Genomic DNA, 24918 nt, shown 5'->3' with positions numbered 1-24918 from the left:
AACGTCGATCGCCTTCCGGTTTTCGATTGAAAACCGGAAGGCGGGGATGGGTCACTTTGGCTGTTGAGTAAGGCGCTGCGTACGAAGTCGCTCGGCTGCCTGCAGCAACAACTGTTCCGTTCCGGTCCAGCCAAGGCAGCCGTCCGTTACCGACACCCCGTAACGCAACGACGGGCTCAACGGTTGGCAGCCTTCGAACAGATGGCTCTCAATCATCATGCCGACCAGCGAACGATCACCTTGCAGGCGCTGTTCGAGCACGTCGTTGAACACGGCTGGCTGGCGTAATGGATCTTTTCCGCTGTTAGCGTGGCTGCAGTCGACCATGATCCGTGCCGGGATCTTCAGTCTGGTCAAATCGCTGTGCACTTGGGCGATGCTGTCGCGGTCGTAGTTCGGCCCGCGATGGCCGCCACGCAGTACCAGGTGGGTGTCGGGGTTGCCCGATGTCTGAATGATTGCAGGGTGCCCTTGGCTATCGACGCCGAAATGGCGATGCGGGTGGGCGGCCGAGCGCATGGCGTCGCTGGCGACAGTCACACCGCCATCGGTACCGTTCTTGAACCCTACCGGCATGCTCAGGCCGCTGGCCATTTCCCGGTGGATCTGTGATTCGGTGGTACGGGCGCCAACCGCGACCCAGCTCAGCAAGTCGTCGAAGTAGCCGGCGGCCATCGGTTGCAGCAGTTCGGTGGCAACGGGTAAGCCCAGTTGGAGCATTTCGCGCATCAATTCGCGGGACAGCGTCAAACCGCCCGCCATGTCATCGCTGCCATCCAGATGCGGGTCGTAGGCCAGGCCTTTCCAGCCGATCGTGGTGCGGGGTTTTTCGACGTAGGCGCGCATCACCAGCAGCATTTCATCGCTGACTTCGGCGGCCAGCCGGGCCAGGTTGGCGGCGTATTCGAGGGCTGAACGGGGATCGTGAATCGAGCAGGGGCCGACGATGACCAGCAGACGGGAGTCTTCACCGTTGAGGATCGCGCGAACCGCCTGACGGTGGTCGGCGACTTGCCGGGTCAGGGCATTGCTGAGGGGTAATTGCTGTTTGAGTTGCAATGAGCTGGGCAGGCGCAAGGTCAGCGCTTCATTGGCAGGGCTCAGGGTGGACAGCGGCAGAGCAGAGACGGACGAGTTCATATTCGGGCTTCCTGGGCTGGCGGCGGGTTCGTTCCCGCGCGCTCGGCCCTACTGGGGTGTTCGACAATTGGCCGGATTGGCTGCGTGTGTGTGCTTGCCACCTGTGGGTGACCGATCGGAGGCGGCAGGCTGTCCCGAGCGGAGGCTGGTAAATCGCCAGGCGGTAAAACTGTCGTAACGGTAATAAGTGGCGTAGTTCATGTCGTGAATCCTCAAATTGTCTGGTTGACGCTAAAAATGTATGCAGCTAAATGCAGGGAGCTGAAAAAACAAAACCCCCGGTCGGGGAGCCGACCGGGGGTTGAGAATTCTCTGGTGGCGACCCGTTTAAAGTGGGCGCCGTGTGGGTATCAGGCGCGCCAGTGGCTAAACCAATACCCAAAATAAAAGCTGACCGAAGCACAAACGTCATTCGCCCGGGCAGCCGCAACCGAGCGCGGGGCGCTGGCGGTACGAAGCGGTGAGAGGGCGTTGAGCATGGTCTGTCTCCGATGAATGCACCGAGCTTACTAGAGGCCGGTACGCGGATTCAATCAGAAAATGCTATCGATGATCATGGGCTTTTCTATCGCTTGAGTACGTCGGGGGTTGTGACACACTTTGCGCTGCGCCCAACTACCACAACGTCACAAGGACGAACCATGACGACACTGACCATTGCCGCCGCTCAATCGATCTCCATCGCCGGTGATCTTGCCGCCAATATGGCCTGGCATCAGCGCTTCATGCAGGTTGCTGCGGAGCAGGGCGTGCAATTGCTGGTGTTTCCGGAACTGTCGCTGACCGGGTACGAACGCGGCCTGGCGGCGGAGCTGGCCATAGCGCCAGGCGCCGATGTGTTGCAACCGTTGCGCGATTTTGCGCGGGAAGTCGGTGTGACCAGTGTCGTTGGGATGCCGATTCGTCTGTCGGACGATTCGCCGGTATTGATCGGTGCGCTGGTATTGGGTGCCGACGGTTCGCTTGGTGTTTACAGCAAGCAGCATCTGCACCCGGGCGAGGAAGTGGCATTTGCCCCGGGAGCGGGCGGTTCGACATTAAAGATCAGTAGCGACACCGTCGCGCTAGCGGTATGCGCCGATTTTTCTCATGCCAGCCACGCGGCAGCCGCGGCACTGCAGGGCACTGACCTTTATGCCGCGGGCGTGTTGATCACAGAAAACGGCTACGCTCCAGATACCGCACTATTGCAGGGCTATGCTTGTACCCACTCGATGACGGTACTGATGGCCAACCATGGTGGCGCAACGGGTGGCTGGGAGTCGGCAGGGCGCAGTGCAATCTGGGCGGCGGACGGGATGTTGATTGTGGCGGCGCCGGGTACGGGGAACCTTATGGTCGTTGCACGTCGCAATGCTGATGGCTGGAAAGGGCAAATCGTCGCTGTGGCGGAGGCTTGAATGGGTTTCGAATTGCGTCCGGCAACGTCTCGGGATCTGGACTTCGCTCGTGACCTGACTTGTCGAAATATGCTTCGGTACTACATCCAACATGAGCTGTTGTGGCTGGACGAGGCCTTTGATGTCGCCTGGGAGGGACGCGAAAACTGGCTGATTGTGCGTGATGACACATTGATGGGGTATGTCAGTCTGAGCCGTGACGCCAGAGCCTTGTATATCCGCGAATTGCATTTACTTGAGGCGTACCGGGGGCAGGGCGCCGGTTCCTGGACGATCGATCAGGTATTCGCCATGGCGTGCAAGGAACGACGCCCGGCATTGCGTCTGACCGTCTTTGAAAATAATCCGGCAAAAATGCTTTACGAGAGAAAGGGTCTCAAGGTGGTCGGTCAAGACCAGTGTTTCCTGAGAATGCAGCGTGATATCAATGAACTGCATCGCTGAAACACACTGGCGGCAAGCCTCGCAAGAAGAATTGACACTTTTTATATGCTGCTTGCCGCTAGGTCTGCCAGTTGCTTTTTGCTAAGGTGTCCGACAACCCAATAAGACCAAATCGCGAGGTGTCTGCTTGATTAGGGTGCTAGTAGTCGATGACCATGATCTCGTTCGTACAGGCATTACACGAATGCTGGCTGACATCGATGGCCTGCAAGTAGTCGGCCAGGCTGAGTCAGGGGAGGAATCCCTGCTTAAAGCGCGTGAGTTGAAACCCGATGTGGTGCTGATGGACGTCAAGATGCCCGGGATCGGCGGTCTTGAAGCCACGCGCAAATTATTGCGCAGTCATCCGGACATCAAAGTCGTCGCGGTCACCGTGTGCGAAGAAGATCCGTTTCCTACCCGGCTGTTACAGGCAGGGGCTGCGGGTTACCTGACCAAGGGCGCCGGATTACCGGAAATGGTCCAGGCCATTCGCCTGGTGTTTGCCGGGCAACGTTACATCAGCCCGCAGATTGCCCAGCAATTGGCGATCAAGTCGTTCCAGCCAACCAATGATTCGCCCTTCGACGCGTTGTCGGAGCGGGAGATCCAGATTGCGTTGATGATTGTCGGCTGTCAGAAGGTGCAGATCATTTCCGACAAACTGTGCCTGTCGCCAAAAACAGTGAATACCTACCGTTACCGTATTTTCGAGAAGCTTTCGATCAGCAGCGATGTCGAGTTGACGCTGTTGGCGGTTCGTCACGGCATGGTTGATGCCAGCCTCTGAAAATGACTGAAATCTTCGATCCAAGTGCTTTTCTGTCGACGGTCAGTGGGCGGCCGGGCGTCTATCGCATGTTCGACAGCGATGCGCGGCTGCTTTATGTCGGCAAAGCCAAAAATCTCAAGAAGCGCTTGGCGAGCTATTTCCGCAAAGCCGGTCTTGCCCCCAAGACCGCCGCGCTGGTGGGCCGTATCGCCCAGGTCGAAACCACCATCACGGCCAATGAAACCGAAGCCTTGCTGCTTGAGCAGACGCTGATCAAGGAATGGCGTCCGCCTTACAACATCCTGCTGCGCGACGACAAATCCTACCCTTACGTCTTTCTCTCGGATGGCCAGTTCCCACGCTTGAGCATTCATCGGGGGGCGAAAAAGGCCAAGGGCAAATATTTCGGCCCTTATCCCAGCGCCGGTGCGATTCGCGAAAGCCTGAGTCTGCTGCAGAAGGCTTTTTTTGTTCGTCAGTGTGAAGACAGCTTCTACAAGAACCGTGCCCGACCTTGTCTGCAATACCAGATCAAGCGCTGCAAGGCGCCGTGTGTGGGGCTGGTGGAGCCCGAGGTGTACGCCGAAGATGTACGCCACTCGGTGATGTTTCTTGAAGGGCGCAGCAACGCCCTGGCGGACGAGTTGTCTGCGGCCATGGAGGAAGCGGCGGTCAACCTCGAGTTCGAGCGCGCCGCCGAGCTGCGTGACCAGATCTCTTTGCTGCGTCGGGTCCAGGACCAACAGAGCATGGAAGGCGGGACGGGCGATGTCGATGTGATTGCGGCGTTCGTCAACCCAGGTGGTGCCTGCGTGCACTTGATCAGCGTGCGCGGTGGCCGGGTGTTGGGGAGCAAGAACTTCTTTCCGCAGGTGGGTATCGAGGAGGACGTTTCCGAAGTCATGGCCGCGTTCCTCGGCCAATATTTCATCAGCAGTCCCGAGCGCGACTTGCCGAGCGAGCTGATCGTCAATGTGGTTCACGAAGACTTTCCGACCCTGATCGCAGCCATCGAAGAGCTGCGCGGTCGCGAATTGACCATCAGCCATCGAGTGCGCGGCACCCGAGCCCGCTGGCAGCAATTGGCGGTCACCAATGCCGAGCAAGCGCTGGGCGCACGTCTGGCTAACCGGCAACACGTTGCGGCACGTTTCGATGCCCTGGCCGAAGTGCTGAAACTGGACGAGCCGCCGCAACGTCTCGAGTGTTACGACATCAGCCATTCCAGCGGCGAAGCCACCGTGGCGTCCTGCGTGGTGTTCGGTCCGGAAGGTCCGATCAAATCCGACTACCGCCGCTACAACATTGAAGGCGTTACGCCAGGCGATGACTATGCCGCGATGCACCAGGCCCTGACCCGACGCTTCAGCAAATTGAAGGAGGGGGAGGGCAAGTTACCGGACATCCTGCTGGTCGACGGCGGTAAAGGTCAGCTGTCCATGGCCCGTGACGTGCTTAACGAACTGGCGGTGCCCGACCTGATTTTGCTGGGCGTTGCCAAGGGCGCGACGCGCAAGGCCGGTTTTGAAACCCTGTACCTCAACGACGCCGCCCATGAATTCACCTTGCGCGGCGATTCCCCCGCGCTGCATTTGATCCAGCAGATACGCGACGAAGCCCACCGTTTCGCCATTACCGGGCACCGCGCACGTCGTGGAAAAACTCGCCGTACGTCTACGCTTGAGGGCGTTGCCGGTGTCGGACCGACACGTCGACGCGATTTGTTGAAACATTTTGGTGGATTGCAGGAGCTGTCTCGTGCCAGCATCGAAGAGATCGCCAAAGCACCCGGAATCAGCAAAAAGCTCGCAGAGTTGATTTATGCAAATCTGCACAGCGAGTAGAATGCCCAACTCACCTCGTAGCCAGTTGTGCCGATGAATATCCCTAATCTGATTACCGTTCTACGCGTCCTGCTCATCCCGATCTTCATTTTGCTGTTTTACTTGCCTTACCACTGGAGCTATTTGGCGTCCGCTTCGGTCTTTGCCTTTGCCGCCGCGACCGACTGGCTCGACGGGTATCTGGCCCGACGTCTGGAACAAAGCACACCGTTCGGGGCCTTCCTCGATCCTGTTGCGGACAAGCTGATGGTCGCCGTTGCCCTGGTTCTGCTGGTGCAAGAGCATGGCAACCTGTGGCTCACGCTGCCGGCCGCCGTTATCATCGGTCGCGAAATTGTCGTCTCGGCACTGCGCGAGTGGATGGCCGAACTCGGTGCCCGCGCCCATGTAGCGGTGTCGAACCTGGGCAAATGGAAAACCGCCGCGCAAATGCTGGCGCTGGTGATCCTGCTGGCCAATCCGTCGAGTTTCAGCTTCTGGGTCCTGATGGGGTACGCCTTGCTGCTGGTGTCTGCTGGTCTGACGTTATGGTCCATGGTCCAATACTTGCGGGCCGCCTGGCCGCATCTGAAGACGGACGTGGAAAAGAAATAAACTTTTTTGAATCAAGGGGTTGACGGGGCATCTGGATTCTATAGAATGCGCCTCACCAAGACGCGGGAATAGCTCAGTTGGTAGAGCACGACCTTGCCAAGGTCGGGGTCGCGAGTTCGAGTCTCGTTTCCCGCTCCAAATATTGCGCTACAGAGTTCCAGTGAATTCTGTAAGCGATTGAAATCAGGGCCTTTAGGCCCTTTTTTCGTTCCAGCGGGCACCACTGAAATCCAGCACTATCCGGTGCGTTTAAGTCCAGAATTGAGTCCAGGATTCTGACAAGCACTGAATCGGTTAAATGCTGGAGCAGATTGTGTAGCGAGATGAGCATCTGGCCCTGACTCTGTTCAGGAGCTCGCGATGGCACTCTCAGAAATGACAGTTCGGCATGCCCGAATCACTGGTAACGACTACACCCTCGGTGACAGTGATGGTCTCACACTCAATGTGACGGCCAGAGGCGGAAAAGTCTGGCTCTTCCGCTACTACTGGGCAGGCAAGCAGAAGCGCATGTCCCTCGGTAGTTACCCCCAAATTGGGCTTAAAGAAGCCCGTACCCGTCGTGATGAAGCCCGTACCTTGGTTGCCCAGGGCATCAACCCCTACGAGCATCGTAAACAACAGCGACTTGCTGTTCATGCTGCGAAGGAGCACACCTTCGAGGCGGTGTTCAATCAGTGGGTGGAGTTCCGAAGGCTAAGCCTGAAGGAAGGGCGCCAGAGCACGCTCTCGCAGATCTTGAGAATCTTCAATAAAGACGTCCTGCCCGTACTGGGTGGGAGGTCCATTTATGATATCAATCGTCACGATCTGCTGGATTTACTGAGCAGGATCGAGCAGCGCAAGGCCTTAACGACAGCCGAAAAATGCCGGACCTGGTTCAACCAATTGTTCCGCTATGCGCTGGTGAAAATCGAGGGGCTGGAACATAACCCGGCTTCAGACCTTGATGTGGTCGCACTCCCCAAGCCGCCTGTTACGCACAATCCATTTCTCCGAATGGACGAGCTTCCGGCATTGATGGCTGCTCTTCGAAACTACGGTGGCGCCAATCAAACTCGGCTTGGCCTTCGGTTGTTGTTGCTGACCGGTGTCCGGACGGGCGAATTGCGGTTGGCAACACCCGACCAGTTCGATCTGGAGAAGCGCTTGTGGGTCATACCGGCGGAACTGGTGAAACAACTCCAGCTAGCGATGCGCAAGCCAGGTAAGCAGATTCAAAATGTACCGCCCTACATTGTCCCGCTATCGGTTCAGGCGCTGGAGATTGTGCGTCACTTGCTGGACCAGGTTGTTCCCGCGCAGCGCTACTTGTTTGCGCATCGAAGCAACCTGAGCAAACGCATCAGCGAGAACACGCTGAATGGCGCGTTGCGTCGGATGGGGTACGCCGATCAACTCACCGGGCATGGGATGAGGGCGACGATCTCGACGGCGTTGAACGAGATCGGATACCCGAAGGTTTGGGTGGATGCTCAGCTTTCTCATGCCGATCCGGACAAGGTGAGTGCGGCCTACAATCACGCGGAATACGTGGAGCAGCGCCGGACCATGATGCAGGATTGGGCGAACCGTCTGGATCTTTGGGGGCAAGGCCAGCTGAAAGCGGCTAGCTCTCCGCTTACTATTCGTTTAGAAGGTGCAGCTTCGTTACCTTCGTTGGAAAGCGCGAACGCAAACGCCGTTCTGTACAGCGGGGGTTTCCCAGCGACGACGGTTCCAGCCTCCAAAATGTCCGTCAGCAACGAACCGGTCCTTAACGCGGCTCAGTATTCACCTGTCCTACCTGCTCCAGCGCAGACTGAACAGCTGCGCGAACCCCAAGTATCAGACATACAACGTCAGCGCGCCGAGATGCTCGCCACCTATGAAGCTTCGAGTAATCTGCCGCTGCTTGTCTTCGCCAAGCTGGCAGGCAAATCCCGAGATCAGATCAACCGCGATATCAAGGCTCGGCGCCTGCTGTCCCTTAGCCTGGGGAATCGAGGTCAGCGCCTTCCCGATTGGCAGCTTGATCCACTGCGGCACAAGTTGGTACTTGCTGCGTTAGCGCGATTTCCGGATGTCGATGCTTGGAGACTTTATCGTACGGTCTGTGAGCCTCATGAGCGATTGAAGGGGCGTTCGCCAATCGATGTGCTCACACTGGAGAATTTCGACGTGACTGCACGAATAGTTTGCAGCGCCCTGGGCCCAAGCTGAGGTGCTGTCTTCGAGCGGTGACAACGGATAGGACTGTGCTTGTATATAGCAACGCAGTCAAAACCAGAACCGGCCATGAGCGTTCGGACGCTGTCACTTAGCAGGACGCTTGCGGCCTTCCCGACCGGAAGGTCGCTGCCGTACAAAAAAGCCCCATGACTCCCGTGGAGTGTGCGCCAGTTATGCATAACGGTGTACTGTGACTGCTGGCTAGTCGTAGAGGTGTTTTCATGTATCAGGTGCTTGGTATTCAAAAGTGTCTTGGTTACTTCGCTCTATTGTGTTTCATCGTTTTCGGGGGGCTGAGCTTCTGGCGCCTGCCTGAAGTGTTCAGTGGCTTTTCAGCTTTTTGGTCAGTAGCCAAGGTGGCGGTAGGCGTTTCAACGATTGTCCTGCTTGGCGTGGGTCAGACACCTATGTTCCCCTGGATCTGCAAGCTGCCCTTTCTTCGGAATTTTTTCCCACCTATTGATGGAGACTGGCTGGTAACCATCCGGTCGAACTGGAACGTGGTCAGGCAGCTATCGGGCCAACCAACTGGCGACGCGCTTTTTGAAAAGCAAGGCAAGGTCACCATTACATCCCGCTTGTTCGGCATACGGATGAAGTTTCAGTCTGATGATAAATACTCAAAGTCGAGCACCACGATTGTGGGGGTACGGCGCGATCCAGAGCACGGAACCATTGAACTCAACTATTCATACCTTAACGTCACCCGAAATCCGGAAGTAACGGATAGCGGCTGCCATCTCGGTTCGGCGCGATTGGAGGTTCATGACGGTGATGGTGGGGTAACTCTTGATGGGGAGTATTGGACGAATCGGAACTGGAACAAGGGCTTAAACACAGCGGGTATGATTTTCTTTGAGCGATTGAAGTAATTCACTTGCTGCCTCGGCCATTCGCTGGCTAGCTCAGGTTGGGCCGATCATAAAATGTGGTATCCCTCCCTTCCTGCCACTATTTGAGCCAATTTCCAAGAAGAAGCGAGTTCTGCTGGAGCTTCCTTCTAAGCAGGGCAGATTCTATTCGCGAAGTGTGGGGAGATTCCCGGGCGCCTTTGATACATCGCCTGAAGCTTCCTGGCTAGGGTGTTGTCGCCACCGCAGTGGGTCCAGGGTCCCTGCCACTGCTAGTCCAGCTGTTGAGTAGCGATAGCACAATATGTAGTGTCTTCTATCTGTATTCGTCCATGTATTGCACAATATGTAGGTGTCTGTCAGTATTGGATCCAGCTTGTGTCCGCTTCGCTACAGTTGCGCGCTATTTGGCTACGAATCTATTGCCGATTTGTGGCAGCACGGAAGAGGTTGGTTGTTGGGGAGGGTTCCCACCGCGAGGGTTAGCATGAAGACAGGCACGGTGCTCACTAGCCATCGACTGGAGATGTTTCATGCCCAACCTGAGCCCCTTGCTTTACACCACCAAAGACCTTCCCAATGGCGACGGAGCGGTCGCTGATCACCCGACGTATCTGAAGTCTTTGGATCTCACGACCGACGAGAAGCAGAAGATAGACGCGGCGCGGAAGGACATTCGCCAAGCCCTACGTGATGGCCTACCCCAAGCTCTGCGGGACCAAGGTTACGAAGGTGACACATGTGAACCGAAGTTCTATATCCAAGGTTCCTGGGCGTACAAAACGCTGAATCGCCCGTGCCAGACTCCGCCGCAACAGTCTGACGTTGACGACGGGGTTTATTTACCGCTGAGCATCATGAAGGAGGAGGAGAAGCCTCACCTAGCGATTGATGATTTCTTCGATGCGGTGCACGAGGTGTTGAAGCCATTGTGCAATGACAACGGTTGGTCGCTGGAGCGTAAACCCAACTGTATGCGGGTGGTGATTTCGACTTACGCACATATCGACCTGCCGCTCTATGCGATTCCTGATGTGCAGTACATGCTCTTGAAAGCCGGTATGGAAGCGCGTGGCATTCCAGTCATGGACGGTATCAATGCCGCCGCCACCACACAGAGCTGGAAGAAGCTCCCGTCTGACAAGATTTTGCTCGCGTGTGACCGTGGCTGGATCAAGTCCGACCCTCTGGCAATGAAAGAGTGGTTCGAATTGGAGGTCCAGGACAAGGGAGAACAGTTGCGTCGGGTGATTCGTTACATCAAGGGATTTCGTGATCAACATTGGGATGAGAAAGGACCTAGTTCGATTCTGCTGATGGCGGCCGCCTGCCCACTCTTCGAATTTGAGAATAAGCGTGATGACGAGGCGCTGCTTAACGTAGTGAAGGGTATCCCAAAGGCCCTGCGAGACGGTGTTTTGAGCCCGATTGACTCTGAAGTTTACCTTACTGCCGGGCTGTCTCAGGATGAACTCCAAGACACGGTGAAGAAGTTTGAAATGTTCGAGAGTTACCTTGGGGCTGCGATCAACGCAAGCTCCGAGGCAAAGGTGTCAGCTTGTGGCTGGATGCGAGATATGTTGGGTGATCGCTTTCCGAACCGGCCGGATCTGATTGATGACAAGCCAGTAGCCGCGCTACCCGCCGCGATGGCGGCTGTCGAACCGGAGCCAGGCGAGCTGGAAATACTGGAGCGTTCGAAGTCGGGTTGATGGCCAATGGTAATCCCTCTGCTTCTTCAATCCATTAAACCTTTGGGATTTCGACGCAAGGAATCCCAAAGCATTTCGGGCTACCTGGCAGTGGAGGGCTCGCTAGAAACGCGGTTTGGTTTGGTGCTGTGCGACGTATTAATTGATCGTGAGTTTCGTTCATTCCCGACGATCATTCTCCGACAACCGTTTCCAGAGCTCCTGCTTCCCTTTGCGCCGCATGTTGGGCCGGATGGCATTCTTTGCTATGTGGCGGAGGGGACAGTCGTGTTCGACATATACAGGCCGATCAGCCAAACGATCGCTGCCCTGAAGCGTGCGGCAGTCGTTCTTGACCAGATCATGGCCAAGGAGCGGGTGGATGATCTGGAGGAGGAGTTCTTCGCGTTCTGGCGTGGTGACTACTGCTACACCGATATCGAGAGGCCTGAATCTGGCGAGGTTTCTGCATTGAGCCTGGGTAAAAGGGAGGGGCTCGTTTTCACCGATGATCTGGCACGCGCGGAGTCAAAATTTGCTCACCGAGCAGGTCGCGTCGAAGTGTTCCTTGGCCTTACAGCGAAAATTACGACGAAGGTTCCTCCTCGGCCTTTAATTGGTGCCTGGCCGCCAAAGACTGTCGGTGAGCTTCTAGACTGGCAGTCGAAACTGGATCCTCCATGTCGCCGAAAGATCCTGGCTCGAATCGTCAAGACCTACCGTGCTGGAAAGCAAGGCGTCGTCGTTGTGATTGACGCGCCTACGATGCAGTACGGGTTCCTCGTGACGGACCTTCAGAAGTACAAACGCACATCCAAGGTGGATCAGGGCACTCCGATCTTTGAAGCGCCTATTGAGTTGATGCAGGTGGTCAGGATGGACGATCGATATATTGTAGGACGCAACATTCCCGGCCAGACAACTCTTGCAGGCAAGAGGATAGCGATGGTTGGCTGCGGAACTATTGGTGGCTACCTTGCGGACTTGCTGGTTAAGGCAGGTGCCGGCACGGGCGGAGGTGAGTTGCAACTGATCGACAATCAGAAGCTTGCTCCTGGGAATATTGGACGTCACCGACTCGGCGCCAATCGGTTAGAACTGAACAAGGCACAAGGTTTAATCGCAGAACTGAAGATCGGTATGCCCTCAGCAAATCTCATAGCGCTTCCCGAGGACGCCTTTTCGGTCAACCTTACAGGATTTGACCTGATCATTGATGCGACCGGTGAGCAGGGGCTCGGGAACTGGCTAGCTGGTCAACAAGCGAATGGTAGTCTGTCGAATGGCGAGTGGCAGACTCCGCTCCTTCATGTCTGGATTGAAGGTGCTGGTGAGGCAGTACGGGCGCTTCTCAAGCAGCATCGGTCTGAGGGATGTTACCGCTGCTTATGCGATTACGAAATCGAGCAGCGATTTCTTTCAGTAGTCGGTGGTGTGCGTCCGGTCCTCGCTGGAGGAGGCTGTGAGGGACAGTACGTGGCTTACCCTGCATCGGTGTCTGTTCAGGCAGCAGCATTAGGTCTGGATGCTGCTTTGGCTTGGGTAGGAGCAACGTTGTGGGGCTCCTTATCCACTCGAGTCATCAGCCGTACGCGTGATCCTGCTACAGGGGATGTCACTATCTTACCCCGACCCGGATGTCCCGCATGCGGTTCATAAACACGTGGACAGATCCGCTCAGTGAAGGGGTTGTGTATTTCGCTCCGCAGGTGATCGAAGTATTCGAGCGATACATCCAAGGCGAGAATGACGCAGAGGCGGGCGGCATCCTTCTTGGTCATGTTCGTGGTATCCATCTGGAGATATTAGAGGCCACGATACCCATGCCAAAGGATCGTCGGCTGAAGTACTTTTTCGAGCGCTTGCTTGATGGTCATCAAGGTATCGCCGAACGCCGGTGGCGAGATAGCAACGGGCTGGTAAGGTATGTCGGGGAGTGGCACACGCACCCTGAAGACCATCCGACGCCATCTGGCTTAGATCTCAGCGAGTGGCGGAAGCTTGCGGCTGTTCGGCGAGATGGGAGGCCCATGTTGGCGGCGATTGTTGGGCGGCAGGACTTACGTGTGGAGTACATGCAGTCGGATGGAGTGAGGCACCGTTTGTACCCCTTCAATGGTCAGTAACTGTGTACCTGAGGCGACCCGATCGTCTGATGAGTCCATGTTTGTAGTGGTGCTGCATACTCGAGAGGCAGTGTACTCGTGGAATATCCACGTCTGTGGGTAGTGCAGCTTACATCTCTGCTTACCTCATGTCGCGTCGGCTACCCGCGATACAGGCATTGACGCGCTCGAAATCGGCTTGAAGTGAGTTTCGTCCGCATAGTGACCAGTATAAGGTTTGGGATCAGCAAGGCACCTTGGCGGGACGCTTAATTCTTCCAAGAAGCACATTCACAGGAACCACGGAGAATTGTTTGTCCTTGTGTTTGTCGTAGAGTCTCAGGTTTCCGTTTGAGTAGCTCCACACACATAGATTGACCTAGGGTACGTAATGCTGCCGAGCAGTGAGTATCATGCAGATCGCCTAAGTAGGTGATTATTTCGTAAGGCCATACTGATCTGGTCGCGCTGGCGTTGCCACTGAAGCTCAGCATTCAGTCAGTGAGATAGCTCTCTTCCATGTCAGGATGCGCCTCAAATTTTTCCGTTCCAAGGTAGATCAGGCCTACTTCCTTCGGAAGCGCATCCAGTCTCTCGATCGTTTTGTTAAGTCGAGCGCACTGCTCGGGATTGACATAAAAACGATGATTGTTTAGCCAGTTACGATGGTCGTGGTAGTTGTCTAGCGTCGCTGCTTCCAATCCCGCAACATGGTCTTCGATTAGCTTACGGCTGACCAATCGTCTGATCTGCGGAATGATGTCGGTAGTACGATCATCTGACACAACAATTGCAAGCCTTCGATTAGTCTGCGCCAGTACATAGCGCACGCCTGAGTTGTATCGTGAGCCCCTTGAGGGAGTACATTGTTCTGTGGCCTCACCATCGAGAATAATTCCGATAGCGTGGCAGACCCCCGAGGGATCGAGCAAAATCGTTCCATCAATGCCGCTGAAACTCCTGAGAAGCGCTTCAGTAAGGCGGGTGGGCACGATACTGGTCCCTTGTTTGCTGAGACGGTGTGCTTCGCTGGCAGCGTCTTCCCCGACGACGATCATGCTGCCGCGCTCTTGACTAATCTGCGCGATCAGTAAATTCCACAAGTGCTGTGCATCTTCTGGCGATGACAAAGGAAAGAGTCGAGCATAATTTGCGAGGAAGGCCGCCTTGTCGAAAGGCTCCTGAGGAAGTGTTGGGACCGCATAGTGACTGCGAAGTAGTACTTGGTCTCTGTAGCGCAGCTCCCATAGATAGTGATCGATGAACGCAACCGTAAATGCATCTTGTGCGCTGTAGTCATGCGAACCCTTCAATTGCCCAAGTCCATAGATGTGGCGGCTGTCCGCGATAATTCCAACCCCTAGCGTAGCCATCTGCAAAACTTTTCGAACCCATCGAGGCTCACGAAAAGAAACTGGTGCAGAGAATTGAGCGAGGAACTCGACGCTTTCGTTGTTGGGGTCGACGAGGATGAGATGACCGACACCTTTTGCACCTTCGTACATGAGGGAGGAAATGAGGTTCAAGGAATCGAAGAGATCGGTATGAAAATACCGCCGCTCGATCGAAAGTCCCGGCGTATGCAGAAAGTCCTTTGCTGCCATACGCACGACTTCCTCGGCATCTCTCATGCTGCGATGAGTAAAACGCCCGGGATCTGGGTTGTGTAACTCTTCAGTTGCTTCCCGAAGAACTGCGTACACTGCCGCGTGTATCAAGCTGCGAAATCCATATCCCTGCTGCCGATTTTCAATCGGCTTGTTAGGCAGCGGGGGGAACTGCTTGAAGGTTGCATTGGGAATCTGCACGATCGGAGTGACGTAGTAATCACCGATGCGCCTAACCTCACCGCAGAACGATGTCACGTCATGCGCGGAATCGAAGGCCTTGAGTGCTTCGCCAACCGATGTGCGTACGGAGTCGCGACGGATCCATTCCGGCTTGTCGCGCATGCTCGGCTCGTCGCTGTAAAAGATGGTCTGCAGATTGTGATCGCGATAAGTCGACTCGACCGAATCGAGCAAGCCATCAAATAGAGTAAGCGGCCATTTCCCATCTTCGGGCTCGACACACACCGGGTTAGGGTTTTTGCTTTCAGGGCTACGAGCGCCGACGAGAAGCACTTCTGCCTCCGCCGGTGCGCCCAGCTCCTTCAAAACATTTCGAGCCAGCGAGCGAATGTGAATTCTGTAGCTAACTTGATATCCCCACATGAAAAGGTAGATGACTTGCCCTGCCATTAGAACTTCTCCAGTTTGTTGATTGCGCTGACCTTTCTACAGATGATTGGCGAAGCACCTCACCACACATTCCACAGCTTGATAGCGGCGTTGATAATCGCCCTCCCATGAGGTAGGCCTACGAGTTCGCAGTAGGTCGTATTGCTCATTGGTACACACCAACTCGCTCTTGGCCGCCTCCTGCTGAATCCAGTCATTACGTAACGGAAGAGTCGGCATGACTGTGACCAAACTGCTCGCTCGGCTCGTTGTAGAGCAGGACTTCCAAGTAGTGCGACGGGGCAACACCAGATAGCAAGTTCATTCTCCTAGTGCTTCCATGATTGCATCCAGTTTCTACCGACCTAATCTGATCTGAATCTCTGATGCCCGGGCCCCTTGCTGTCCGATTTTCAACACTTTGCAGACCGGGAATACGCCATTTTGCTCCAAAGTGGAGTTGGTTTTTCCCTACGGAGGTCGACTCAGTCCAGTGGGGATGCTATGGGAATCTGATGTCTTTCGATTTTCAGAAAAGGATTGCCGACAGGCACAGGCCCGGCTTCGAACAATAGTGCTGGTTTTTCTAGCAAATAGCCTTTGAGTTTTGCTTTCTTCCGGGGACCTTCCACCTGACAGACCCAGATATTTAAACCGTCGTCACGCTTTTTGTGGATCTTTAGTTTCTCAAACTGCTTCTGTACCCAGCGCCATTCCTCAACCTCCTGATCTGAACCCTGCGAAACGCCTGGAAACTCCTGCGCATAGCGTTGGAAGAGACCAGGCGTCACCAGAAATACGCTGCCACCCACCGTGTGGATTTTGGCCTTGCTGTCATTGATGATCAGCTTATGGCTCAGAATGCCTTCCTTGACCCAATTCAGGAATGTCTGGCCTGGATTATCCGATTGAAGCGTTGAAGCTTGGACAGCGCTTTCTGACAGTGTGTCACTGGCCTCAGGCTCATCCCGCTCGAACATGTCCAGCAGCGTGCCAAGGTAATCGGCATCCTCTACCGTCAAGGTATCCGGCTGCGATTGACTTTGACCTGATTTTGCACTGGCTGTCTCGGGCGTTAGCGTTAGTATCGGGGAGTCAGCTGAGTGTTCATGAGCCGCAATGCTCACCGTTCCACTGAAAGCCTCGGGCCGGTCTTCGTTCCCCCAAATCAGTGCCGGTTGAAGGCGCAGAAAGGTGAAACTCTGCTGCCAATTTCCCTGTGCCACAAGCGCGGTCCAGATGGCTTTTCCTTCCGGAGTGGACTCAACCAATCCATGCGATTGCAGCTCGTCGAACACCGCGAGGTTGGAAGAGGGAATGCCCTCAATCGATTGCGACAGCAGATAGGCTCGCAGCTTGTCCGTAACCGTCTTGCTGACCAGCCAGAGTGCGTCTTGAGTCAGCCATCCGGCGGCACCTGGCTGGTTGAGTTTCAGCTCGTGCTGAACCAGATGACGCAATCCACTGATCAAGTGATGTTGCAGCGAATGAGTCGGCGCTTGTAGCGCCTTACTTGGATTGCCACCGATGTTCTGCGCGGTGGAAACGCGGTCGGCCTGAATCACCAATTCGCCCAGCACGCCGGCACGTTCGTACTGACCCGCCAGGACATACAGCAGATTGGCCCACAGTGGCGGAAATCCACTGAGCCAATCGAGGATTGGCCGGTCGAGAATCTGGTTGTAGAGCAAGCCTGCGGCCGCGCCGTGCAAGTGGTAGTCGCGCCCCTTGAGATAGCGGAAACGATACGGCTGATCCAGGGAACCCTGCCAAGGATGCCAGACGCGGCCATCCTGGCGTTCGACCAGCAGGTCCACGGCGATCTTACCGATGTCATGGAGCAATGCTCCATAGGCAATGCCAGCTGACCAGGCATCGGTCTGGGCGGCTTGGTCTTCAGGTGCGGCGCCGGTGGGAAGCAGATACGACTGACGCAATTTCAAACTACAAGCGACCAGCTCCAACCCATGGTCGAGCATGCCGCCAAGATAAGCATGGTGGTGCGTCTCGCTAGCTGGAAGCTGCTGGACCAGCTCGGCGTAGCGATGGATCGGATTTAAATAGAGCTGGCTGAATTGCGGATGGGAGAGGGCGGTGTACTGCCAAATGCGATCAAGCAACTGGCGGCGATGCTCGGCTGCTAACAAGCCCTGGGACGATTCGATGGACAGGTACCCATCTGCGACGTTTCCGGTGGGTGGCGGAGGAGGCTTTTGCCTTTTTTGCCGAAACAGACTGAGCATCATGGTCCTCCCGGGAACTGGCAAGTCAGTGACCTTTTAGCCTTTTCGGATAGGGCTCTTACCCTTGACTCCCCCATTCCCTTCCAACCCTTACCCGTCCTTTTGCCGTGTGTCCCTTTGTGCGGCAATCGGAATATTGATTTGTCCTGGTGCCGTTTTATTGGATGTGCATGCTGGTACGAAAAAGGAAAGTGTCGGTACACTGCGGTGCGAATTTTATTGGGTCTTGTCATGAATCTCACTGACGCCACGCTCGTGCTGCTGCTCGCGGCACGTATCCATGGGACAGACGAAGCTGTTAGGGCCTCGGCGAAGAGCGTGGTCAAGAAGCTGCCGCGCAGCAAACGCGATCTGATCTACAAGGTGATCGACAGCCGAAGTCCACTCGAGCTGGTGGATTACCTGGCTGAGAATCTGGATACGTAACGGTGTACTGCGGTTACGGGATTACCTCATGTTCTTTGCGTCAGAGCTCCGCAGTGTGGGGATTTTTCTGGGCATAGAAAAAGGGTCCAACTCGTGTTGGACCCTGTGAAGCGATTGCAGCAGTGAGGTAACGATCAAGCTCCATCGTTCATGCATCGCGAATTATCCATTACCGTCTGCTTCTGTTGCTGCTCCAGGTCGAGCACATACTCCGAGGCGCATCGGGCCTGGCCACTGGCGCGGAAAATCGCGCGGTTGTCAGACTTGAGCAGGCCGAGCCAGGAGTCGATATAGCCCTCGTGCCGAAGCTCTCCCTGTATACCGGCGTAGGCACATAAAAAAGCGGCACCCATTTCGGCGATCAGCTCTTCAAATGCATAATCTGGCGAGCCGAATGGGCAAGGTGAGGTCACGCCTTCGCGCTGCAACCGAGAGTGGTGTCCGGTCCAGTGCGTCAGCTCGTGAAGTGCGGTGGCGTAGTATCCACCTTGATCGTGGAATTGCGATTTTGTCGGCAGTTGGATGAGATCCCTGATCGGGTGGTAAAAGGCTTCGTCGGCAAATCGATGAATGATATTTGCGCCCGAACTTAGCAACAAACTTTCCGCAGCAGCGTTGGGGAAGACGGGATCGCTCGGTTCCGTCTCGAGCACGGTTTCGTTAAGCGTTTCGAGCCCTTCCGTTTGCTCGATGTTGAACAGAAAATGCGTCCTGAGAATGCCAAAGTGAGCGACTTTTGGCTGACCGTTTTCATCGAGTACGGGTTGGCCTGCTTCGGTTTGTTCCTCGCGCTCCATCGGTTTGTAGAGCGCTGCCAAAGTGCTGTGCTCACCCTTACGGATGTGCCCGCCGGCTTTTTTGGCTTGATTGAAGGTCAGCCAGCGATCTTGAGTGAACCCCTGCAACCTGGCCTCGGCCCAAAGCAACGGTAAATTGATGCCCGAATAGGGACGCTGCGTGATGGCGTTGATGGGATAGGGCTGGTGATGAGCGAAGTCAGTTGAGCCATTTGAGGACCAGGGTTTGATCCAGGGCGCTACGCCTTGGTCTAACGCGGTAACGATCTTGTCTGTCACGTCTTGGTAGATATTGCGCATGGCATTTCCCTCGAAAAACCGCAGGAACGCCTTGCCCGTCGGGGAGGGTTCCCCGGTGGGTGTTGATTGGATTGATGCAGGACTGCGTATAGCCTGAGTTGGATCAGTGGCCGGGTATGGCCGTTTGCGTTTAGCGTTGCTGCTCTTCCGCAAGCGCTATCAGTAAGGCGTTAGGTTGGTCTGATGCCTGAAGCAGGCTGAGGCTCAGTCGCAGCAGTGGTTCATGTTCTGCATCACTCACTGAGCCGAACTTGGCTACCTCGAACACCACGTAGGGTGTGTTTGGATCGGCCAGGTGAGCTTTGAAGGCTGCGCGTACGACGTTGCTCAGCCTATCGAGCTGCAGCTTTTCAGGATGACTTGAACCATCGAGCAATACTGCGTGTTGCCACGCGTCTGGAGTGAACACAACGGGCAAGCGCAGAGTGTTCAGTGCTTTGCTTGTGAGTGAGTCGGACATGGTGTGCCTCCGTTGATAGCGCGAAGAAACCTGTCCCATAGGGGAAAGAATTTCCCCGCAGTGGGTTGAAGAAAAACAAGAGGGTTTGGGACGAGCCGAGCTCGAAAGAAGCTCGGGAGAGCAGTAGGCGTTCATCACCCGTGAAACGTGATCGTGCGAGCCACCGAACGCTAATCGCACTTGGGGGGAACCATCACCGGAGTGACGTAGCTTTGAAGGCTCTGGCTACCTGGGAAGGTGCTGTCGATAACAGCGATCCGTACCCTCTATGTAGCTGGATGATATGGATGGGTCAACGGCCATAGAGGCGCTGGTGCACGAGTTGCGTCTTCTGTCTTCCAGTGAAGAGTTTTTTGACCGAGCAAGCTGATAAACGGTTAAGCATGGGCGATTTTCAGTAGTAGGCTGTAGTCTCAATTTCCACAGGAACACGCTCAGAAGAGGGCCCAATCATGCCGGCTCAGCAGCCAGTTCAAATCTCCCGCGCACACCGCTGGGCATATGCATGCGGTATGTCGGTAAAACGTGTTTATCGTAGGTTGAAAGGATTTGAATCTCGTATGGCTAAACGTGCGGTGGCGACAGGTATGCCTCTGGGTGGGCTATTGGTTCGTGGGAGCTTTCTGGTTACGAAGCTGGCACTCATCCTTGGGTTGCTCTTTATCGGTTTCTGGTTGGTAGCTTCTGTCGTAACGATGATCGCTGTGATTGGTCTCCTGTTGTCCAAGGCTGCCATTGATGGGGATCTTAAAGAGGCGGAAACAGGCCCAGACTATCTCGGTGCCGACCTCTACATCGGTGACTTCGACGACAACGGGCACTACATCGGCGATAGCAAGTCATCTAACTGAGCGCTTAGCAGCCCCGATTATTTGATCTGTACCTTTGCTTGCTGAATCACTTGCGGCTTTGCTGCCATTGGCCAACATGCCTTGAATCCCATTTCCTACTGCATATCCCGTCCAGCTCATGGCTCCAAGGAACAACATCGGCAGTACGATGAACATCGCCCCCATCACATACTCAATCACCTGCGCCGTGACGGTTCCGTCCATAAAGCCGGATGTGGGCAGCGACAACAGCACCTGATTGGACGCCGACACTTGGTTGTACAAGGTATCGAGCATGCTGGAGTCGACCCAACGGGCCAACTCCCACCAGAAGGTCAGCATGTGCAGCGTGAACAGCGCGAACGTCACCGTCATGACGGTCTTTAGCTGGTAGGTACTGACCAGAAGGATCAGTGGCAGGCTGATGATGACGCCCATGATCAGGAAAGCCTGCACCATCGGCAGGGCCGCGCGTAGTGCATTCATTGCCGGGAAGTTGCTGAACGAGCCAAGGGCCAGCCCAGTGTTGGTGGCCAGGTTATTGAGCCCCTGATTGATCGACCCACCGCGAGCACGGGAGCCATAGTCCTGGTACACCTGTCCGGGCGACATGGACATCGATTGTTGGCGTGGGCTGACCAGTTCGCGCAGGGTGGCATCCTCGATCTCGTTGCTTGAGCGGCCAGTCAACCAGCCTTTCAGCTGGGTCAGCAGCGAAGGATCGACTTGCTCGATCAAGCGCGCTCGCAACCCGATACCGCTATCACTCCACCACTGTTTGCAAGTGGGGTAGCCTGCGCCATTCTCCAGCCGTGGCAATGAAACATCGCGGGTTTCATCATAGGGCCAGCTGACACGCGGTGTCCGTGAGCGATCGGTGTCGTAGTAGCCCGGAGTGTCGAGAAAATAGCTTGAGCCGACCCAGGACGCATCATGACTTTGTGCCTTGTCCAACTGCGGGCGATTGGTGAACAGCCGAGAGCGGGAATAGCCGTAGCAGTCGCGAGTAAAATCGGCGACTTCCTGTAGCAACACTTGGTTATCAATGCGAGAACTGTCGATCTCCATGCGCATCTGTCGGATGTCCGGTGCGCAGGGAATGGAGGCGGTGGCCGCTGCGGTCACTCCTTTACTCAAGGCGTGCACCAGAAACCACCAGATTGGCACGTTGGCAGAGCGTTCTCCGATGGTGTTGAAAGTGGTACCCCAGGCGGTTTCCGCTGGCTTGGCCACGCTGACACCGCAGCGTTGGCTCGCTGCATCGTCGAACGCCATTGAAGCGAGGTTTAGCGGAAAGACCGGCGCGCAGCCGAACAATACGACAATGTAGGCCAGCCAAAGCCGGTTCTCGATTCGAGGTACCGAGAGCAATCCTTTGTTGCCTTCATCCGCGCCTTGCTGACGGGCTGACAACCATTCTTGCAAGATGATTGCACCAAAGGGGGCGGCGAACAGGCCAGTATCGGACAGGACGTTCCAGATACCGTTGTTGATGATCCATGCCAGCAGGGAGAGGTAAAACTCCAGGTAGCTGTTGGTGCTCATGAGCATGGTGGTGACCTCACAATCGAGTGAGCTCGACGCAGGTAAAGAGCAAGAGCCCGAATGTCCCGGCGCGGTTCACGCGCAGTCGGTCCTGTGGTCGATGTCGGTAGCGCCTCAGCAGGTCGCACCAGAGTGCAAAGAGGACGCCGTAGAGCAGGGCGCGCCACAACCGCAGATAAGGCCGTATCGATTCCAAAGTTTGCTGCCAGACCTCGAAACTGCCCAGCGCAGTGCGGCCGATCCAGGCGACCAGTGCGGCGGTCAGGATCATCACTGCTGCAACCCAGAGACTTGAAAGCAAAGTGAATAGCAGTGAGCGTTTCATGGCTCACTTGCGCCTGGCGTCAGCGTCGTTGAGTCGGCCGGGTTCAGGGTCGCCTTGCTCGACGGTACGCGACGCATCAGCACCTCCGGCATGTCGATCGAGTGCAAGGCTGGCGGTATTGGTAGCCAACATTTGTCGGACCTGCAGCTCAGTCTGCAGTAGGCGTATTTCACGCTCCAGCGTGTCGATGTTTTTCGTCAAGGCCGTTTGGGCCGGTTCGGCGGAAGCGATGTTAGGTTCGTGGCTGCCTGCCAGCAGCGTGCGTAATAGCAGGAGCGCTTTGTCGAGTACGCTGGACAGGGCCGTCTCACTGGCCAGGCGCCGCGCCAGGAGCTCCTGATCAGGATCGTCGCGCAGGGCTTCGATCACACCACGGGTCACCGGCAGCATCGGGCTGGAGGCTTTGCCCAGATTGTCAGGGTTCGGCGGCAGAGATCCGGACAGCAATCCTTGCAGGGTCTTGAGATGTTCACCGTAGGCCTCCTGGATCAGCGGCGTCAGTCCGCTGCCAGCGGTAGCCCGCAGAGTTTCGCAGGTGTCGCAGGTTGCGACTTCGGTCTCGCCCAACACTCGAACAGCCCATTCGGATTCCTCTCGGGGTGAGGTCCATGCCTGGCAAATAGCGCCGTCCAGGCAATCACTGCTACTGATCGAGGCGCTGTCATCCACCGACCGGTTATGCAGCAGGTTGTAGCCCGCGCGCACCACATCGGAGGTTGCCCGGATGGGGGGTTGTCCGCTACCTCCAGCCTTCTGCCCGCCGACCCAAGACACTCCATTATTGCCGTTACGGGCCTCGGTTTTTTTGACCGCGGCCACCGCATCACCGCCGGTTTGTTCGAGGTTGCCCTGCATCTCCTGGTTCTTGGCCAATGCGCCCCAGCCGGCTTGACCGACCTTATCCGCCATCTTCTCGGCCATGGCCTGGCAGGTCAGCTTGGAACGGTCGAAGTCGATGCGCCCTTGCATCACCCCGTTACTCAACAGCTCATAAAGCCCGGGGTTAGCGCGCTGGATGATCAACGCCGGCAGCGACATCACCGCCTGGGTCGCGTTCTGCACAATGCTGCCCATGATCTGCTGGAAGCCTTCGGTGACGCCGTTTAGTTGGTTTTGCAGGGTGTTGGTGAGGCTCATGTTTCCGCACATCATGTTCGCTTGCCAGGATCCGCCGACACCGAGCCCGTTGGGACGATAGAGCGAGCTCGGCGAGCCCGTTGCCGAGCCACCACCGATGGTGTACATCACCCTGTCGTCGAGCACTTCGCCTTGAGTGCCTAGACGGTAATCGTCCTCGGCGGTGTGGGCATGCGTGGCCACGGCGAGCAGTCCGCAGAGCAACAAACTCCTCGGGCCCAACCATGGTCCTGCAAAAAGCCCACTCATGAAGCACCGCCTTCGAAGTCGATGCTAAACAGGAAGGTCTGTCCCTCACGCTTACAGCAGCTATAGGGGCGCCACAGCGACCAGGCGTAGCCGCCATCCGCGCTCTGCACCGAATTGCTGGGGAAAATGGCACATGTGGGTTGAACCTGAGGGTAGAGCAACTGCCATTTGTGAGTCGAAGCATCGTTTTCAATTATCGGGCCGGGAGGCCAGTAACCGTCGCGTGGCGCGGGTGTGAGCGGTAAGTACACATGCGGCTGCCAGTTGCGAGTAATGAAATCACCTGCCCGCTGCGCCATCACCGCAGCGGCTTTGAAGTCGTCGGGTTGTACCAGAAATCCTTGCCGGGGATAGACGTTGCCCCACATGTTGCCCGCGAGCTGACGACCGATCTCACGGACTCCCGGTAAGAGCGACTCGGGATAAAGGCTTTCAGGGATGCCATGACGCCAGGCCAGTGAGTCCAAAGTGCTCAAGTAGTAGGGCATGAACGCAGTGGCGCCGCTGGCGCAGGCGTAGCCGGATTGCGAGGCAAGTTGCGTGGTGGCCCAGCCACCGGGGTGGCCGATGCCATCAACATTTTTGAAACGAGGCAGGTTATCGCGTTGGGTGTTCGGCGTGATCAGGTTACCGCCACCTTCCGCACCGCTGATGGGAGAGGAGAGTGCGGCCATCTCGGTCCAAGGATTGGCACCGGTGGTGGCATAGCTCGAGACCACCAGTTCAGGAATGAAATGACGAACCTTGGTCGAGGTTTTAACCGTGCAGCCGAAGGGGGTACAGAGTAACCAGAAGCAGATGCCGACGACTTTGTACTCGAGGCAGTCTGGAGAAAGTACGGAGGCGGTAATGCTGCCGGTATCCAGCGCCACGCTTGACCCGGATGCCAGCAGAATGCTCAGCACCAAAGGATGTAACTTCTGGGGCGAAATATGCGGGCAGGCAGCAGACATGATCCAGGCTCTGGGTGTATGGCCTGGACAGGTTCAATGATCGAAAGAGGGGTGTCAGTGAGAAAGCCGAACGCAGGATAGTCGGTTTACAGCGACCTTCTAGATCAGCAGATAGTCATTCAGCGCTCAGCGTACGAGCAAGCGCGTCAGGCTCGATGAGCAACTGATCCGTTTTGATCTCGAAAATGTTGGCGAGTTTGCAGAGGACCAATAACGACGGATTTCCTACCCCCCGTTCGATTTGACTCACATAGGTACGATCCACCTCGGCCATGAGCGCCAATTGCTCCTGGGTAAGGTTCTTCACGCGCCGCATCGAGCGGATGTTTTCCGCCAGTTGCAGACGAAGCTGTTCGTAGTCTTGAGTCATGCGCGCAAACTGCGCCTTGAGGGACTCTCAATC

The 24918-nt window shown here is 56.1% G+C and carries 22 protein-coding genes and 1 tRNA gene; 13 read left to right on the top strand and 10 right to left on the bottom strand.

What is annotated here, in order from left to right:
- Window positions 1-51 precede the first annotated feature (51 nt).
- On the bottom strand, window positions 52-1140 hold the full coding sequence (locus F6R97_RS03590; RefSeq protein WP_315866017.1) for a 3-deoxy-7-phosphoheptulonate synthase: 1089 nt from the start codon (window positions 1138-1140) through the stop codon (window positions 52-54).
- Window positions 1141-1781: 641 nt separating this feature from the next.
- Between F6R97_RS03590 and F6R97_RS03585 the strand changes: the two genes are divergently transcribed.
- From F6R97_RS03585 to F6R97_RS03535, 11 genes are all read left to right on the top strand, one after another.
- Window positions 1782-2540, top strand: a complete 759-nt coding sequence (locus F6R97_RS03585) for a carbon-nitrogen hydrolase family protein (protein ID WP_315866016.1) — start codon at window positions 1782-1784, stop codon at window positions 2538-2540.
- Entirely contained in the window at window positions 2541-2984 is a 444-nt protein-coding gene (locus F6R97_RS03580) for a GNAT family N-acetyltransferase (protein WP_038982983.1), read from the top strand.
- A 127-nt stretch (window positions 2985-3111) separates the two neighbouring features.
- The gene (uvrY, locus tag F6R97_RS03575) at window positions 3112-3753 is read left to right on the top strand and encodes a UvrY/SirA/GacA family response regulator transcription factor (protein WP_008015884.1); all 642 of its coding nucleotides are present in this window, start codon (window positions 3112-3114) and stop codon (window positions 3751-3753) included.
- Between the two features lie 2 nt (window positions 3754-3755).
- Window positions 3756-5579 (top strand): excinuclease ABC subunit UvrC, encoded by a 1824-nt coding sequence (uvrC, locus tag F6R97_RS03570; protein WP_038982984.1) that lies wholly within the window; start codon window positions 3756-3758, stop codon window positions 5577-5579.
- 33 nt (window positions 5580-5612) lie between these two features.
- Entirely contained in the window at window positions 5613-6173 is a 561-nt protein-coding gene (pgsA, locus tag F6R97_RS03565) for a CDP-diacylglycerol--glycerol-3-phosphate 3-phosphatidyltransferase (protein WP_007896267.1), read from the top strand.
- A gap of 62 nt (window positions 6174-6235) precedes the next feature.
- Window positions 6236-6311, top strand: a tRNA-Gly gene (locus tag F6R97_RS03560).
- A gap of 222 nt (window positions 6312-6533) precedes the next feature.
- Window positions 6534-8375 carry a tyrosine-type recombinase/integrase gene (locus F6R97_RS03555; RefSeq protein WP_315866015.1) on the top strand — a complete coding sequence of 614 codons (1842 nt, stop codon included), beginning with the start codon at window positions 6534-6536 and terminating at the stop codon, window positions 8373-8375.
- Between the two features lie 230 nt (window positions 8376-8605).
- A complete protein-coding gene (locus F6R97_RS03550; protein ID WP_315866014.1) occupies window positions 8606-9256 on the top strand; it encodes a hypothetical protein in 651 nt (216 codons plus the stop codon).
- 512 nt (window positions 9257-9768) lie between these two features.
- Window positions 9769-10947 (top strand): CBASS cGAMP synthase, encoded by a 1179-nt coding sequence (locus tag F6R97_RS03545; RefSeq protein ID WP_315866013.1) that lies wholly within the window; start codon window positions 9769-9771, stop codon window positions 10945-10947.
- Between the two features lie 6 nt (window positions 10948-10953).
- The gene (locus F6R97_RS03540; protein ID WP_315866012.1) at window positions 10954-12585 is read left to right on the top strand and encodes a ThiF family adenylyltransferase; all 1632 of its coding nucleotides are present in this window, start codon (window positions 10954-10956) and stop codon (window positions 12583-12585) included.
- On the top strand, window positions 12573-13052 hold the full coding sequence (locus F6R97_RS03535) for a Mov34/MPN/PAD-1 family protein (RefSeq protein WP_315866011.1): 480 nt from the start codon (window positions 12573-12575) through the stop codon (window positions 13050-13052). Before F6R97_RS03540 ends, F6R97_RS03535 begins: the two co-directional genes overlap by 13 nt.
- A gap of 473 nt (window positions 13053-13525) precedes the next feature.
- Here the strand turns inward: F6R97_RS03535 and F6R97_RS03530 are convergent, their stop codons facing one another.
- Together F6R97_RS03530 and mobH are read right to left on the bottom strand one after the other, a co-directional pair.
- Window positions 13526-15271, bottom strand: a complete 1746-nt coding sequence (locus tag F6R97_RS03530) for a hypothetical protein (protein WP_315866010.1) — start codon at window positions 15269-15271, stop codon at window positions 13526-13528.
- Window positions 15272-15735: 464 nt separating this feature from the next.
- Window positions 15736-17493, bottom strand: coding sequence for a MobH family relaxase (gene mobH / locus F6R97_RS03525; protein WP_315866133.1), 1758 nt, complete (start codon window positions 17491-17493; stop codon window positions 15736-15738).
- A gap of 231 nt (window positions 17494-17724) precedes the next feature.
- Here mobH and F6R97_RS03520 point away from each other — a divergent pair, with 231 nt between their 5' ends.
- The gene (locus F6R97_RS03520) at window positions 17725-17919 is read left to right on the top strand and encodes a hypothetical protein (RefSeq protein WP_025214500.1); all 195 of its coding nucleotides are present in this window, start codon (window positions 17725-17727) and stop codon (window positions 17917-17919) included.
- Between the two features lie 134 nt (window positions 17920-18053).
- Here F6R97_RS03520 and F6R97_RS03515 read toward each other — a convergent pair whose 3' ends face one another.
- Both F6R97_RS03515 and F6R97_RS03510 read right to left on the bottom strand, forming a co-directional pair.
- The gene (locus F6R97_RS03515; RefSeq protein WP_315866009.1) at window positions 18054-19016 is read right to left on the bottom strand and encodes an ArdC family protein; all 963 of its coding nucleotides are present in this window, start codon (window positions 19014-19016) and stop codon (window positions 18054-18056) included.
- Window positions 19017-19146: 130 nt separating this feature from the next.
- Complete coding sequence (locus tag F6R97_RS03510; RefSeq protein ID WP_315866008.1) at window positions 19147-19476, bottom strand: hypothetical protein; 330 nt, start codon at window positions 19474-19476, stop codon at window positions 19147-19149.
- Between the two features lie 452 nt (window positions 19477-19928).
- Here F6R97_RS03510 and F6R97_RS03505 point away from each other — a divergent pair, with 452 nt between their 5' ends.
- Complete coding sequence (locus F6R97_RS03505; RefSeq protein WP_124324815.1) at window positions 19929-20327, top strand: DUF3742 family protein; 399 nt, start codon at window positions 19929-19931, stop codon at window positions 20325-20327.
- Here the strand turns inward: F6R97_RS03505 and F6R97_RS03500 are convergent.
- From F6R97_RS03500 to F6R97_RS03480, 5 genes are all read right to left on the bottom strand, one after another.
- Window positions 20316-21857 (bottom strand): conjugal transfer protein TraG N-terminal domain-containing protein, encoded by a 1542-nt coding sequence (locus F6R97_RS03500; protein WP_315866007.1) that lies wholly within the window; start codon window positions 21855-21857, stop codon window positions 20316-20318. The two genes, F6R97_RS03505 and F6R97_RS03500, sit on opposite strands and share 12 nt — an antisense overlap.
- Window positions 21858-21867: 10 nt before the next feature.
- The gene (locus F6R97_RS03495) at window positions 21868-22176 is read right to left on the bottom strand and encodes a hypothetical protein (RefSeq protein WP_281111760.1); all 309 of its coding nucleotides are present in this window, start codon (window positions 22174-22176) and stop codon (window positions 21868-21870) included.
- A 3-nt stretch (window positions 22177-22179) separates the two neighbouring features.
- Entirely contained in the window at window positions 22180-23562 is a 1383-nt protein-coding gene (locus F6R97_RS03490; RefSeq protein ID WP_315866006.1) for an integrating conjugative element protein, read from the bottom strand.
- The gene (locus F6R97_RS03485; protein ID WP_315866005.1) at window positions 23559-24515 is read right to left on the bottom strand and encodes a TIGR03756 family integrating conjugative element protein; all 957 of its coding nucleotides are present in this window, start codon (window positions 24513-24515) and stop codon (window positions 23559-23561) included. Before F6R97_RS03485 ends, F6R97_RS03490 begins: the two co-directional genes overlap by 4 nt.
- 115 nt (window positions 24516-24630) lie before the next feature.
- Window positions 24631-24885: a helix-turn-helix domain-containing protein gene (locus F6R97_RS03480; protein WP_315866004.1), complete on the bottom strand. Its 255-nt coding sequence runs from the start codon at window positions 24883-24885 to the stop codon at window positions 24631-24633.
- Between the last annotated feature and the right edge of the window lie 33 nt (window positions 24886-24918).

Source organism: Pseudomonas sp. JV414 (assembly GCF_032424305.1).
Classification (GTDB): Bacteria; Pseudomonadota; Gammaproteobacteria; order Pseudomonadales; family Pseudomonadaceae; genus Aquipseudomonas; species Aquipseudomonas lini.
Note: the sequence above shows the minus strand (reverse complement) of the source record. Positions and strands in the feature narration are given on the sequence as shown.